The sequence below is a fragment of the Kitasatospora sp. NBC_01539 genome (assembly GCF_045040525.1).
Lineage (GTDB): Bacteria > Actinomycetota > Actinomycetes > Streptomycetales > Streptomycetaceae > Kitasatospora.
Genome location: NZ_CP109390.1, coordinates 1,731,293 through 1,744,619, shown reverse-complemented (window position 1 = coordinate 1,744,619; position 13,327 = coordinate 1,731,293). Strand labels below are relative to the sequence as shown.

Here is a 13,327-nt window from a genome sequence, read left to right as displayed (position 1 = left end):
TGGCCCCGGGCCGCTTATCCCAGGCTCCCGACCCCCGACCCCAGGCCCCGGGCCCCCGCTTCCCGGTCCGGCGCTCCCGGCCGTACGCCGGACGGGTCACCCCGACGCGCCGGACGGCGAGCCCCCGCCGGGCCCGCCGCGATCGCTAGCCTGGCGTCGCCATGACGATCGCCATCGCCCTGCTGACGCAGGACCTCCGCCTGCACGACAATCCGGTGCTGCACGCCGCCCTGCGCAGCGCCGACGAGGTCGTCCCGCTGTTCGTGCTCGACCCCGACGTCGAGGCGGCCGGGTTCGCGGCCGCCAACCGCCGGGCCTTCCTCGCCGACTGCCTCACCGACCTCGACGCCTCGCTGCGCCGGATCGGCGGCCGGCTCGTCCTGCGGCACGGCCGCAGCGCCCCGGAGACCGCCCGGCTGGCGGCCGAGACCGGCGCCGTCACGGTGCACGTCGCGGCCGGGGTCAGCGGCTTCGCCCGGCGCCGCGAGCACGCGCTCCGCGCGGAGCTCGGGGAGCGCCTGCACGTCCACGACGGTTCGCTGACCGTGGCCCCGCCCGGCGCCGTCACCCCCTCGGGGAAGGACCACTACGCGGTCTTCACCCCCTACTTCCGGGCCTGGCAGCAGACCGCCCGGCGTCCCGTGCACCGCGCACCGGCGGTGCTGCGCACGCCCGAGGGCCCGGCGGGCGCAGCCGTGCCGTCCGTCCGGCCGGACTCGCCCGGGCTGCCCCCCGGCGGCGAGAGCGAGGGCCGGCGCCTCTGGAAGGCGTACGACGTCGACCGGTACGCGGAGGTGCACGACGACCTCGCCGCCGACTCGACCTCGCGGCTCTCGCCGTACCTGCACTTCGGCTGCCTCTCCGCCACCGAGCTCACCGCCCGCGCCGGAGACCGCGGCGGCCCCGGCGCGGAGGCGTTCGTCCGCCAGCTCGTGTGGCGCGACTTCCACCACCAGGTGCTCGCCGCGCGCCCGCGGGCCGCCTGGCACGACTACCGCCCGAAGCACGACGGCTGGACGGCGGACTCCCGCGAGGCCGCCGCCTGGCGGGAGGGCCGGACGGGCTTCCCGGTGGTCGACGCGGGCATGCGGCAGCTCGCCCACGAGGGCTGGATGCACAACCGCGCCCGGCTGCTCACCGCGTCGTTCCTCACCAAGACCCTGTACCAGGACTGGCGTCCGGGGGCCCGGCACTTCCTCGACCTGCTCGTCGACGGCGACCTCGCCAACAACCAGCTGAACTGGCAGTGGGTGGCCGGCACCGGCACCGACACCCGCCCCAACCGGGTGCTCAACCCGCTCACCCAGGCGGACCGCCTCGATCCGGACGGCGCGTACGTCCGCCGGTGGGTGCCCGAACTGGCCGGGATCCCCGGCCGGGCCGTGCACCGCCCCTGGTCGCTCGACCGGCGGCCCGAGGGCTACCCGCCGCCGCTCGTCGACCCGGCCGACGTCTCCGCCCGGCTCCGGCAGGGGCGCGGCCTCGACGGGTAGCGCCCGGGCCGGCCGTGTCCGGGCGGGCCCGACCCGAAGTGTGCGGACCCGGTCGGTACGGGCGGGGGATGCGCGCGCGCAAGCCGGGCACACGGGTCGCCAGGATCCCTGGAAGGAGACCCCTGATGCTGCCCGTAGGACTGCTGCTGCTCCTGGCGACCGGTGCCTTCACCGGCCTGCTGATCGTCGAGAACGCCCGCACCGCCCCCGACCTCACACTCACCCTGGTCGGCCACGACACCACCGTGAGCACCCTGGAGGTCTTCCTGGCCGGGATCGCCCTCGCCCTGGTGTTCGCCGTGGGCTGCGCGCTCGCCCTGGCGGGCCGTCGCCGGTCCGCCCGCCGCTCCGCGGAGCTCCGGTCCGCCCGCAAGGCCCTGCGGGCGGCCCGGCCGGGCGGCGCGCGGCCGGCCACCACCTCCGTCAAGGGCCCGGCGGCCTCCGCGGCCTCCCAGGCGTCCCCTGCGTCCCCGTCGCGTCGTCGGCGGCTGGTGCAGCGGCTGGGCCTCTGACCGACGGCCCGGTCCCCGGCCGAGGCGCCGACGCGGCCGACCGCTCACGCGCGGTGGCGCGGGGAGTGGTGGGGCGGGAGTGCGGCGACACCGCGTTCCCGCCCGGCTGCCGGGCTCGGACGGCCGGGTGGACCCGGTCGATGGTTCGGGAGCAATGGTTCGAGAGCGATCGATCGGGTAGATGCGGAAGGTGGAGGCGTTCGGCCGTCGGCCCGCCTCCCCGCCCGAGGCGCCGAGCCGCCGGGCGGCCCGGAACCCCGGGCGGCAGCCACCCTCCTGGACCTCGGGCGGCCGCCACCGCCCCGCTGCAGGTCGCGCACCGCGCCGGCCTGTCGCGGACGACTCCCGCGGAGACGACCATGGCAGCTCCTCCGACCAGCGCGCCCCCGGAACCGGCCCCGGCGACCGTACCCGCGGCAACCGCCGTGCCGGACGCCGTCGTGCCGGACGCCGCCGTGACCCTCGCGCCGGACGCGGACGCCCCCTGCCGCCGGCCCGGCCCCGACGAGCTGCGGGCCATGGGCAAGGCCGAGGCCCGCGCACTCAGCGACGCGCTGTTCCGCCGGCTCGCCGGCCTCGAACCGGGCACCCGGGAGTTCAGCTACGTGCGCGGCACCGTCATCGAACTCAACATGCCGCTCGTCCGGTTCGCCGCCGCAGGCTTCCGGCACCGCAGTGCCGAGCTCGACGACATCGTGCAGGTCGGCACGGTCGGCCTGATCAAGGCGGTCGACGGGTACGACCTCGACCGCGGGGTCGAGTTCCTGACCTACGCCATCCCCACCATCACCGGGGAGATCAAGCGGTTCTTCCGCGACACCACCTGGCCCGTGCGGATGCCGCGCAGCCTGCAGGAGATGTCGCTGTCGGTCGCGCGCGCCGCCGACCGGCTCGAACAGGACCTCGGCCGGCCGCCCACCGTGCAGGAACTCTCCGACGACCTCGGCGTGGACCCCGAACGGGTCACCGCCGGCCTCGGCGCGGGCCGGGCCTACCGCTCCGACTCCCTCGACTCGCTGCGCGACGACGGCTCCGACGAGCCCGGCACCTCGCTCCTCGACCGGCTCGGCGCCTGCGACCCGGACCTCGCCCTGGTGGAGTTCCGCGAGTCCGTCCGGCCGCTCCTGCGCGACCTGCCGGAACGCGAGCGCGCGGTGCTGCAGCTCCGCTTCTGGGGCGACCGCACCCAGTCGCAGATCGCCGAGGCCATCGGGGTCTCCCAGATGCACGTGTCGCGGATCCTCGCCGGCATCCTGGAGCGGTTGCGAGAGAGCCTGGAGGACGCGCCCGGCGGCCCGGAGCGCACCGGGGAGTGAGGCGGGCGCACGCCCGCGCGGACCACCCGACCACACGGGAGGAGGCCGGCCCATGGAGGCAGGCACCGGGAACGCCGGCCCGGCCCGCGGAGCCGTACCGCTCACCGTCACCGTGCAGCGGACGGCGCTGGGCTGGACCCTGGGCCCGGTCGGCGAACTCGACCACGACACGGCCGGTCCGTTCGCCGACGCGCTCGACGCCGCGCTGCGCACACCCCGGGCCGTGGTCGTGGTGGACTGCGCCGGTCTGGGCTTCTGCGACTCGACCGGCCTGAACCTCCTGCTCCGGGCCCGCACCACGGCCGTCGCGGACGGCAGCGAGATCGTCATCGCCCGGCCCACGCCCATGATCGAACGGATGCTGGCGATCACCGGCACCGGCGCCGTCTTCCGCGTCGTCGACACCGTCGAGGCGGCCGGCGTCGCCGACGGCACCGCGGCCGGGGGAGGCGACGCCCCGTGACCGGACGCACCGGGTCACCGCTGCCCGCCGGACAGATCCGCCGGCTCGCGCTCTACGGCGCCGGCGGCGCGGTGCAGCGCTGCCGCGACTTCACCCGTGAGGCGCTGTACGACTGGGGCTGGCTTCCCACCCGGCCGGGAGATCTGCCGACCGTCGCGGAGGACGTCCTGCTCATGGTCAGCGAACTCGTCACCAACGCCTGCCTGCACGCCGGGGGCCCGCGCGAACTCACCCTCCAGCGCACCGCCGACGGCCTGCGGGTGGAGGTCGCCGACAACAGCCTCGACCCGCCGAGGCTGCGTACCGGCCGGCCGCGCACCGTCCCCGGCGGGCACGGGCTGCTCGTCGTCGACCGGCTCTCGACGGCCTGGGGCTCCGAGCCGGGCCCGGTCGGCAAGACCGTGTGGCTGGAGGTCGGTGCCCCGGTCGACCTCCGCCGGGGCTGACACCGCCGCAGCCGGCCCCAGCCGCGTCCGGGGCCGGCTGCGGCGGTGTCAGCCGGCGGCGGTGACGGCCGCCAGCTCGTCGACGACGTCGTGGAGTCGCCCGTGCCGGGCGAAGGCCGCCCGCTGGCGGTCCGCACCGGTGCCGGCCGCCCGCAGCGCGGCGAGCAGCCGCCGTACGGTCGCCAGGTCGCCGGCGGCCTCCAGTCCCGGCCGGGCCCGCTCCACCAGGCGGTCGACGAGGACGTCGATCGGCAGGATCCGGCCCGTGCCCGGGTCGCGGGCCGTCGCGCCGAGCCCGTGCCGTGCCGCCGACCAGTGGGCTTCGAGCAGTTCGGCCGGGCCGCCGCCGTGGCCGTCGGAGTCCTGCGCGGCCGCGTCGGACGGTTCGGCCAGAAGGGTGGCGGCCAGGCCCCGCAGGAGCGCCGCGACGAGCACCGTGGTGTCGACGTCCGCGTTGCTGTCGGTGACCCGGGTCTCCAGGGTCGGCACGTGCTCGGACGGCCGGGAGTACCAGTAGATCATCGCCGGGTCGAGGATCACCCCGGAGTCCAGCAGCCGTGCCACGGTCGCGCGGTAGGCGGGCTCGTCGAGCCGCGGGGACGGGCCGACGGTCGGCCACCGCCGGTAGTAGGCGTGCCGCCAGCTCGCGAAGCCGGTGTCGCGGCCGGAGCTGTACGGCGAGTTCACGGCCAGGGCCTGCACCACGGGCAGCCACGGGCGGAGCCGGTTGTTGAGCGCCAGTGCCGTCGCCCGGCACTCCACCCCGACATGGACGTGGCAGCCGCACACCGCACCCTCGGGGCTGGCCGCGACCGCCCCGACGAGCTCACCGATCTCGCGGTAGCGAGGGGTGTCGGTCACGCCGGGCGGCCGCCCGTCCGTGACCACCGGCATGCCCGTGCCGACCAGCCGGCAGCCGGCGTCGGCGGCGGCCTCGTGGAGCGTGGCACGCAGCCGCACCAGCTCGCCGCGGAGGTCCGTCAGGGTGAGCCACGGGCGGGTGCAGACCTCCGCCTGGGAGGTGAAGAACTCGCTCTGCACCTGCTCGCCCAGCTCGTCCGCCGCCGCCTTCACCACGACGGGGGCCAGCCCGGCCGGCAGCCGCGAGCGCCGGTCGACGAGGAGGAACTCCTCCTCGACGCCGACCGTCGGCACCGCGATGCCGCCGCCGGCCGGGCCGGCAGGGGGTGTCACCGGGGCCCGCCGTCCGGGGCCGTCGGGGCGGCCCGGTCCGTCGGGCGGGGTTCCGGTGCGGGGGAGGGGTCCGGCGGCACCGGGTCGGGCCCGGGTGCGGGCGGCGACGGCGGCACCGGCGCGGGCGGTGTCGGCTCCGGGGAGGGCGGCCCGGGGACCGGCGGTCCGGGCACGGGCGGGGTGGGGACGGGGGCCGGCGTCGGGTCCGGGAACGGGCCGACGTCGGGTCCGGGCGGTACGGGGACGGTCATGGGAACGGCCTCCTTGCCGACGCGGTGGCGGTGGCGGCGGCCCGGTGTGCACCGCCGTCCGCCTCGTCCATGGTCGGACGCCCTGCCCGGTGCCGCAGGGCAGGGCGCGGACCGGTACGTCCGGCGGCGCCGGACGCCCTTGTCCGGCGCGTACCCCGGACCGCCGTGCCGAACCGCCGTCCGGCCTCCCCCGGATGGGTGCGGGCCCGGCCGTGGGCGGGCCGGCGGTCGTGGGGCGCGCACCCGGCTCCGGTGGTGCCGCCGCCAGGGCGCCCGGCCTGCGGTTTCGTCCGGCGCGGGCACGGGCAGAGCCCGGACGAGGGGGCGGGAAGGAGAGCCGCCATGTCCGTCAACCCCGGCCCGCCGGAGCTCAGGCCGCACGACACGGCCGCCCCCGGGACCGCCCGGGCGGTCCCGGTGAACCCCGGGCCGCCTGCCGACACCCTGCGGGAGGCCGAGGGAGTGCCCGGCGGCGCGGGCGCGCACCACCGGCACCGCCTGTCCTTCCGGGGCCGGGGCGCCCGTCACGGGGAGTCCGGCGGGCCCGGTGCCGGGACCGGCCCACCGCCGGGGCGCGGGGGAGACCCGGCCCGCTGAGCCGCCCTAGTGTCCTGAGCCAGGACACTAGTGACGGTCGTCGTCCTGGTGCCGCCGCACCAGGAGCGGGAGCAGCAGCCAGCACACGCCGAACCAGAGCAGCACGCCGCCGGAGATCAGCCAGGCCGCGGCGCCCAGGCCCGCCACCTTGAGCAGCAGCAGGAGGGCCGCGCCGACGTTCAGGGCGAGCAGGGTGATGCCGAGTGCCACCACGCGGGCGGCGGCCCGCACCATGCGCGGCTTGAGGTGCCGCCCGGTCAGCAGCCGGTGGTAGGTGACCGGGGCCATCAGCGTGCCCGTGGCGACGGCGCCGAGCGTCACGACGACCACGTACAGGCCGCGGTCGAAGCCGTGCAGGGTGGTGAAGCGCTCGGTGAAGACGACGGTCAGCAGGAAGCCGAACATGATCTGCGCGCCGGTCTGGGCGATCCGCACCTCTTGGAGGAGTTCGGCCCACAGTCGGTCGGCGCGTTCGTCCGCGCTCTCGTCCCGACCGTCGGCCGGGCGCTGTTCGCCCGCCATGTCCTGGCGGATACCCGCTACGGCGGCGGCGATGCGCGACGGGGTGAGGGTGATCCGCGGCGGGCGCCGGTGCTCGGCCGTGCAGGACGGCGCAGTGCCGGGTCGCAGGTCGGCGGCTGCGTGACGGGTCGACAGTATCCGCCGTTCGATGGGCAATTTGCAGAAAAATATCTTGTTATTGCGATCCCGTCCTGATGGGATGGCGTCGCCCCGGCGGCGGACCGGCCGACGGGTGGGGGAGCGTCGGGAGGGGATGTCGTTGGCCGGGATCGAAGACGTCGGGCACCGGCCGGAGGCCGGGCCGCCGGCCGCCGGCCACGCGGACCCCTCCGCGGGCACGGCCACCGCGCCGGACGGCCCCGCCACCGCCGACACGCTCATCGAGGCGGTGGGGCTGCGCAAGGTGCACCCCTCCAAGGGCGGCGCCACCCCCACGGAGGCGGTCGCCGGCATCGACTTCACCGTCCGCCGGGGCCAGGCCTTCGGCTTCCTCGGCCCGAACGGGGCCGGCAAGTCCACCACCATGCGCATGATCGCCTGCGTCTCCCCGGTCTCCGGCGGCAGCCTGCGCGTGCTCGGCATGGACCCGGCCCGGGACGGCTCCGCGATCCGGGCCAGGCTCGGCTCCGTGCCCCAGGACGACACCCTGGACACCGAGCTGACCGTCCGGGAGAACCTCCTGGTGTACGGCCGCTACTTCGGCCTCTCCCGGGCCGTGATCCGCGAACGCACCACCCAGCTCCTCGAGTTCGCTCGGCTCGCGGACAAGGCCGACGAGCCGGTCGAGGCCCTCTCCGGCGGCATGCGGCGCCGGCTCACCATCGCCCGGTCCCTGATCAACCGGCCGGAGATCCTGCTGCTCGACGAGCCCACCACCGGGCTCGACCCGCAGGCCCGCCACCTCCTGTGGGAGCGGCTCTTCCGCCTCAGGCAGCAGGGGGTGACCCTCCTGCTCACCACCCACTACATGGACGAGGCCGAGCAGCTCTGCGACCACATCGTCGTGATGGACCACGGCCGGATCGTCGCGGAGGGCTCGCCCGCGGACCTCATCCGCCGCCACTCCACCCGCGAGGTGCTGGAACTGCGCTTCCCCGCCGGGGAGCAGCAGGCCGCCGCCGCACGGCTGGCCGGCACCGGCGAACGCCTGGAGGACCTCCCGGACCGGGTGCTCGTCTACGCCGAGGACGGCGAGGCGGCGCTCGCCGCCGTCCACGAACGCGGCGTGCGCCCGCTCACCGCGCTGGTGCGGCGGGCCGGCCTGGAGGACGTCTTCCTGACCCTCACCGGCCGGACGCTGGTGGACTGACGTGACCTCCGTGAACCCGGCGGCCGGGGCCGCCCCCGCCGGACGCCCCGCGCCGACCGCACCGCTGGACGCGCTCGCGGCCCGGGTGCCCGCCCTGCGCGCGTTCGGCTACTGGATGCGCCGCTACCGCCGCACCTGGCGCGGCTCGGTCGTGATCAGCGTCGTCAACCCGCTGCTCTTCCTGCTCGCCATGGGCGCCGGCCTCGGCCGGCTCGTCGACGCCAACCAGAGCGCCCAGCTCGCCGGCACGCCGTACCTCGACTTCCTGGCGCCCGGCCTGCTCGCCGCCTCGGCGATGCAGAACGCCTTCGTCGAGGCGGCCTACCCGGTCTTCCGCGCCACGCGCGGCCAGGGTGCCTACCCGGCCGCCGCCGCGACCCCGCTGCGGCCGGGCGACATCCTGGCCGGGCACCTGCTCTTCGTCGCGTTCCGGGTGCTGACCAGCGGCGTGCTGTTCGTGCTGGTGCTGCTCGCCTTCGGCGTGGTCGGGCCGGGCACCGGACTGCTGCTCCTGCCGCCGGTGCTGCTCACCGGCCTGGCCTTCGCCGCGCCGCTCGCCGCGTGGGCGGTCGGGGTCGACCGGCCCGGCCGGATCAACGGCAGCTACCGCTTCGTCGCCATGCCGCTCTACATGTTCTCCGGCACCTTCTTCGCGGTCGCCCAGCTGCCCGGGTGGCTGCAGGCCGTCGTCGGGGTCACGCCGCTCTACCAGGGCACGGAGCTCACCCGCTCGCTGGTGCTCGGCACCGCCCAGCCGGGTGCCACCGCCGCGCACACCGCCTACCTGCTGGCCCTCGCCGCCGGCGGGACCCTCCTCGCGCGCCGCGGCTACCGCCGACGCCTCCACCGCTGAAGGAACCCCACCGTGTTCGCCCAACTGCTGAGACACCCCGCGGTCGCGGGGCCCGCCGTCCTGGTGGAGCGCAACCTCGTCATCCACCGGCACAGCTGGTACCTCCTGCTGGCCGAGGTCTTCGAGCCGGTGCTCTACCTGCTCTCGATGGGCGTCGGGATCGGCGCCCTGGTCGGCGACGTACCCGGCCTCGGCACCGGCTCCGCCGGCTACGCCGCGTTCGTCGCACCGGCCCTGCTGGCGACCGCCGCGATGAACGGCGCCATGAACGAGACGACCTTCGCCATGTACGGCAAGCTGCGGGAGCTCAGGACGTACGACTCGATCCTGGCCACCCCGCTGACGGTGCGGGACGTCGCCCTCGGTGAGGTGCTGTGGGCGCTGCTGCGCGGCACTGCGGTGACGCTGGTATTCGGCGTGTTCCTCGCGGTGTTCGGCCTGGTCGGCTCGGGGTGGGCGCTGCTGGTCGTGCCGGGTGCCCTGCTGATCGGCTTCGCCTTCGCCTCGCTGGGTCTCGCCGTCGTGACGTACGTGCGCTCCTGGCAGGACTTCCAGCTGATCCAGCTGGTGATGCTGCCGATGTTCCTCTTCGCCACCACGTTCTACCCGCTGGGCGTCTACCCCCGCCCGGTGCAGCTGGCCGTCGAGTGCCTGCCGCTCTACCAGGGCATCGAGCTGATCCGCCGGCCCGTGCTGGGCACCGTGGACGCCGGGGTCGTGGTGGCCGCGCTCTACCTCGCCGTGCTCGGCACGGCGAGCCTGGCCGTCGCGCTCCGGCGCCTGGAGCGCACGCTCGCGCGCTGACGGCCACCCGGCCACCCGGCCCTGCGGCCGCCGCTTCGCGCCGCCCGGCGTCCGGGGTCAGCTCCGTCCGAGCGTCCGCAGGGCCCGCGTGAACGCGCCGACGTCCGCGCCGAGGGCGGCGAAGAACGCGGAGTCGCAGCTCTCGACCGCGACCACCGCCCGGTCGGCGAGCGCCCGCCCCTCGTCGGTGACGGCGAGGGCGCGGGCCCGGCGGTCCTGCGGGTGCGGCGGCCGGTGGACCAGGCCGCGCGCCTCCAGGGCGCGCAGCACCTGCGAGGTCATCATCGGGTCGGTCGCCGCGTGGTCGGCGAGCTGCCGCTGGGTGACCGGACCGTCGGCCTGCAGCCAGGCCAGCGAGGCGAGCAGCACGAACTGCACGTGGGTCAGCTCGTGGGGCTTCAGCGCCGCGCGCTGCGCGGCCTGCCAGCGGTTGGTGACCTGCCACAGGAGCAGGCCGGTGCTGTGCTCGGCCTCGGTGAACCCGCTGGCCAGGCGTGGGGGTCGGTCGTCCATGCGCCGACGATAGCCGCCTGCCGGGGCGGCCGGGCCGGCTGCCCCGCGCCGCGTGCTCACCGGGCCGCCGACGCCTCCCGCGCCGACCCGGTGCGCGGCGCGTCCGGGCCGGCGCGGTCGTACGCACCGGCTGCGGCCTCGGCGGCGGCGGTGTCGGCCTCGGCTGCGGCGGCGAGCCGGTCGAGGTCGTTCTGGAGGGTCGTCCGGATGCCCTTGCCCAGGACGGCGTACCAGAACAGGGCGAGCGGCCCGGTCAGGGAGACCTCGACGCGGACGCCGGTGCCGCCCTGCGGGGTGCGCTCGACGTGGTGCCGGAAGGTCAGGCGCGCGCCGAGGAGCCTCGACACGTCGGTGAACTCCCGGTCCGGCACGAGGGCGCTGACCGTGAAGGGCACCCGCGGCCCGCCCTTGGGCTTGAGGACGCCGGTCGCGCCGGCGGTGAACGGGCCGTCGAGCCGTACCCACTCGGTGTCGGCGTTCCACTCCGGCCAGGTGTCGGTGTCGGCCCAGCGGGCGAAGAAGGCGGCGGGCTGTGCGGTGGACGTGGTGCGTGCCTCGGCGATCGTCGTCATGCAAGTAGTATGCGCGCTTAGTACTTGTCGGGTCAACCCCGCCGCTCCTCGTCCGCCCGGCCGGTCTCAGACCGACGCCGTGACCCGCCCGTCCCGGTGCGCGTGCCGCCCGAATCCGTGGAGGCCGTGGAGGCCGTGCCGCTCCTGCCCCGCGATGTGCCGGGCCACGACGTCCGCGTCCCGGCCCGCACCGCCCACCAGCATCGAGCTGAAGGCCCGCTGGAAGGCCAGCCCCACGAAGTACAGGCCCGGCACCGCCCGGCAGACGCCCCGCTGCTCCTCCGGCCAGCCGTCCGCGCCGAAGGCCGGGAGGTCGATCCAGCCGAAGTCCTGCCGGAAGCCGGTGCACCACACCACGTTCGTGGCCTCCACCACCCGGCCGTCCGCCAGCACCGGCATGCCGTCCCGCACCCCGGTCATCCGCTCCGGCACCCGCTCGACGCCGGCCGCCGCGAGATCGGCGGCCCGCACCCGCAGCAGCGGCCCGCCGTGCGCACGGACCTCCGGGCGGAGCCGCCGCCCGAGGGGGTTGCCGGTCGTGAGCACGTGGTCGGCGAGCTGCCACAGCACCGGGATCACCAACCGCGTCGACCGGGCCTCCAGGCGGAACGGGATCTGGCCCGTGTCGCGCCCGCACAGCACCGTGCGGTGGCGTCCGGAGACTTCCAGGGCCACGTCCGCACCCGAGTGGGAGGCGCCGACGACCAGCACCGGCCCGTCCTGCAGCTGCGCCTCGTTGCGGTACGCGGACGAGTGCAGCTGCCGGATCCGCGGGTCGAGCTTCCCGGCGAAGGCCGGGACGTGCGGACCGCGGCCGAAGGTGCCGGTCGCCACCACCACCGTGTCGGCGAGCAGCGGGCCGGCGTCCGTCCCGACCAGGAAGCCGCGACCGCCGCCCCCGCCGCCCCCGTTCCCGTCGCCGCGGACACCGTCGTCCCCGCCCGGCGCGGCGGAGAGCCGCCGCACGCGGCTGCCGGTGCGCACCGGCAGCCGGAACCGGTCGGCGTACTCCTCCAGGAAGTCGGCGACCTGGTCCTTCCCCGGGAACGACCAGCCGTCGGCGGGGAAGCGCATGCCGGGCAGGCCGTCGTAGCGGGCGGGGCTGTAGAGCCGCAGCGAATCCCAGTGCGAGCGCCAGTTGTCCCCGATCCGGTCGTTGCCGTCGAGGACGACGAACTCCCGCCCGAACCGGGCGAGCCGCTGGCCCGTGGCGAGGCCGGCCTGGCCCGCCCCGATGATCACCGTCCCGTGCCGTTCCGTTCCCATGACTCCTCCTCCGTCATGCCGCGGACGAGCCCGTCCGGCGCCCGCCGCGGCAGGGCCGCCGCCTCCGTGAGGCGGCCGCGGGACGTGCAGGGCGCACCGGACGCGGGCGGCGGGGCCGAGGGGCCGCGAGCCCGTGACCGCCGCCCGCGCCCGCCGTCGTCGCCACCTGCTCCGGGCGCCGCGGTCCTGCCGTCGACTGCCCGTCCCGGTACCGACGCTACGCGCCCCTGCCGTCCGGGTACACCGGCAAGGCCCGGGCCGGTCCGGCGGTCCGCCCGCCGCCGCCGGGGCGGTTCAGAAGTGCGCGAGCAGCTCCGGGAAGGTCCGGATCTCCAGCGTCGCGGTGTGCGCCCCGAACTCCTCGTGCTCCAGCACCCAGGTGTGCACGTGCGGGATGAAGACGGTGCGGAGCCCGGCCCGGCGGGCCGGCACGATGTCGGACCTCGGCGAGTTGCCGATCATCCAGGTGCGGTCCGGGGCGAGTGCCAGCTCCTCGACCAGGCCGCGGTAGGTGGCGACGTCCTTCTCCGCGACGATCCGGACGTCCTCGAAGTGGTGGGCGATCGCGGAGGCGTCGATCTTCCGCCGCTGCTCCGCGGGATCACCCTTGGTGAGCATCAGCAGCCGGTGCCGGCCCGCGAGTTCGGCCAGGGTCTCGTCGACGCCCGGGATCAGCTCCACGGTGCGCGCGGTGAGCGGGGCGAGCAGCTCGTCGATGCGGTGGAGGTCGGCGGCGGTCGCGCTCCGCCCGGCCAGCTGCTCCAGGCACTCCCGCAGGCTGCGGCGGAACACCTCGGAGCCGTACCCCAGGGTGACGGCGTTCGCCGCCTCGACGGCGTCGAGGGCGGCCCGGGCGGCGGGGCGGCCGGCCTCGTCGGCGACCTCGGCCAGGAAACCGTCGATGACGCGCTCGAAGAGCACGTTGTTCTCCCACAGGGTGTCATCGGCGTCGAAGACGAGAACCTGGTCGCTGCGCACTGCCGTCCACCTCGCGGTCCGTTCGGGATCTCCTGCGGTCGCACCATTCTGACCGGCCGTCACCCGGGCGCGGCAAACGGTTTTCCCACCCGCGCGCCGGGCGGCGGCAGGTGCCGGCCGGTGGATCCGGTCACCCACCGTGCCCGGCGCCCCGGGCCTCCGGCCGTCGGTCACGCACCGTCATCAGCACGGGTGGGCGGGCCTGCAGGGCCCCGGCCGATTGAACCCGCGGCCCTGC

At 76.3% G+C, this 13,327-nt stretch carries 14 protein-coding genes; 8 read left to right on the top strand and 6 right to left on the bottom strand.

All coding sequences use genetic code 11. The features are described 5' to 3' along the window. Window positions 1-161 precede the first annotated feature (161 nt). The 5 genes from OG335_RS07355 (at window position 162) to OG335_RS07335 (ending at window position 4,230) form a co-directional block, all read left to right on the top strand. Entirely contained in the window at window positions 162-1,493 is a 1,332-nt protein-coding gene (locus OG335_RS07355; protein WP_405010208.1) for a cryptochrome/photolyase family protein, read from the top strand. 125 nt (window positions 1,494-1,618) lie between these two features. Continuing rightward, the gene (locus OG335_RS07350) at window positions 1,619-2,005 is read left to right on the top strand and encodes a hypothetical protein (protein ID WP_405010207.1); all 387 of its coding nucleotides are present in this window, start codon (window positions 1,619-1,621) and stop codon (window positions 2,003-2,005) included. 359 nt (window positions 2,006-2,364) lie between these two features. After that, entirely contained in the window at window positions 2,365-3,321 is a 957-nt protein-coding gene (locus OG335_RS07345; protein WP_405010206.1) for a SigB/SigF/SigG family RNA polymerase sigma factor, read from the top strand. A 52-nt stretch (window positions 3,322-3,373) separates the two neighbouring features. After that, window positions 3,374-3,784: an STAS domain-containing protein gene (locus OG335_RS07340; RefSeq protein WP_405010205.1), complete on the top strand. Its 411-nt coding sequence runs from the start codon at window positions 3,374-3,376 to the stop codon at window positions 3,782-3,784. Beyond that, window positions 3,781-4,230, top strand: coding sequence for an ATP-binding protein (locus tag OG335_RS07335; RefSeq protein WP_405010204.1), 450 nt, complete (start codon window positions 3,781-3,783; stop codon window positions 4,228-4,230). Before OG335_RS07340 ends, OG335_RS07335 begins: the two co-directional genes overlap by 4 nt. A 48-nt stretch (window positions 4,231-4,278) precedes the next feature. On the opposite strand, the gene OG335_RS07330 is transcribed toward OG335_RS07335, so the two are convergent. Further along, on the bottom strand, window positions 4,279-5,424 hold the full coding sequence (locus OG335_RS07330; protein WP_405010203.1) for a glutamate--cysteine ligase: 1,146 nt from the start codon (window positions 5,422-5,424) through the stop codon (window positions 4,279-4,281). An 875-nt stretch (window positions 5,425-6,299) separates the two neighbouring features. Next, the gene (locus tag OG335_RS07325; RefSeq protein WP_405010202.1) at window positions 6,300-6,794 is read right to left on the bottom strand and encodes a DUF6328 family protein; all 495 of its coding nucleotides are present in this window, start codon (window positions 6,792-6,794) and stop codon (window positions 6,300-6,302) included. Window positions 6,795-7,053: 259 nt separating this feature from the next. Between OG335_RS07325 and OG335_RS07320 the strand changes: the two genes are divergently transcribed. Genes OG335_RS07320 through OG335_RS07310 form a run of 3 tightly spaced genes read left to right on the top strand, consistent with a single transcriptional unit; the run spans window position 7,054 to window position 9,760 of the window. Beyond that, on the top strand, window positions 7,054-8,103 hold the full coding sequence (locus OG335_RS07320; protein ID WP_405010201.1) for an ABC transporter ATP-binding protein: 1,050 nt from the start codon (window positions 7,054-7,056) through the stop codon (window positions 8,101-8,103). Between the two features lies 1 nt (window position 8,104). Next, on the top strand, window positions 8,105-8,956 hold the full coding sequence (locus tag OG335_RS07315; protein WP_405010200.1) for an ABC transporter permease: 852 nt from the start codon (window positions 8,105-8,107) through the stop codon (window positions 8,954-8,956). Window positions 8,957-8,968: 12 nt separating this feature from the next. Then, entirely contained in the window at window positions 8,969-9,760 is a 792-nt protein-coding gene (locus OG335_RS07310) for an ABC transporter permease (RefSeq protein WP_405010199.1), read from the top strand. 57 nt (window positions 9,761-9,817) lie between these two features. Here OG335_RS07310 and OG335_RS07305 read toward each other — a convergent pair whose 3' ends face one another. The 4 genes from OG335_RS07305 to OG335_RS07290 form a co-directional block, all read right to left on the bottom strand. Then, complete coding sequence (locus OG335_RS07305; protein ID WP_405010198.1) at window positions 9,818-10,273, bottom strand: MarR family winged helix-turn-helix transcriptional regulator; 456 nt, start codon at window positions 10,271-10,273, stop codon at window positions 9,818-9,820. A 56-nt stretch (window positions 10,274-10,329) separates the two neighbouring features. Further along, window positions 10,330-10,845: a hypothetical protein gene (locus OG335_RS07300; RefSeq protein WP_405010197.1), complete on the bottom strand. Its 516-nt coding sequence runs from the start codon at window positions 10,843-10,845 to the stop codon at window positions 10,330-10,332. Between the two features lie 66 nt (window positions 10,846-10,911). Further along, window positions 10,912-12,111 carry a flavin-containing monooxygenase gene (locus tag OG335_RS07295; RefSeq protein WP_405010196.1) on the bottom strand — a complete coding sequence of 400 codons (1,200 nt, stop codon included), beginning with the start codon at window positions 12,109-12,111 and terminating at the stop codon, window positions 10,912-10,914. 294 nt (window positions 12,112-12,405) lie between these two features. After that, window positions 12,406-13,089, bottom strand: a complete 684-nt coding sequence (locus OG335_RS07290; protein WP_405010195.1) for an HAD family hydrolase — start codon at window positions 13,087-13,089, stop codon at window positions 12,406-12,408. Window positions 13,090-13,327: the final 238 nt, after the last annotated feature.

Coding starts and splice junctions, on each gene's coding strand:
- OG335_RS07355 (WP_405010208.1), top strand. CDS start 162: ATGACGATCGCCATCGCCCTGCTGACGCAGGACCTCCGCCTGCACGAC.
- OG335_RS07350 (WP_405010207.1), top strand. CDS start 1,619: ATGCTGCCCGTAGGACTGCTGCTGCTCCTGGCGACCGGTGCCTTCACC.
- OG335_RS07345 (WP_405010206.1), top strand. CDS start 2,365: ATGGCAGCTCCTCCGACCAGCGCGCCCCCGGAACCGGCCCCGGCGACC.
- OG335_RS07340 (WP_405010205.1), top strand. CDS start 3,374: ATGGAGGCAGGCACCGGGAACGCCGGCCCGGCCCGCGGAGCCGTACCG.
- OG335_RS07325 (WP_405010202.1), bottom strand. CDS start 6,794: ATGGCGGGCGAACAGCGCCCGGCCGACGGTCGGGACGAGAGCGCGGAC.
- OG335_RS07305 (WP_405010198.1), bottom strand. CDS start 10,273: ATGGACGACCGACCCCCACGCCTGGCCAGCGGGTTCACCGAGGCCGAG.
- OG335_RS07300 (WP_405010197.1), bottom strand. CDS start 10,845: ATGACGACGATCGCCGAGGCACGCACCACGTCCACCGCACAGCCCGCC.
- OG335_RS07295 (WP_405010196.1), bottom strand. CDS start 12,111: ATGGGAACGGAACGGCACGGGACGGTGATCATCGGGGCGGGCCAGGCC.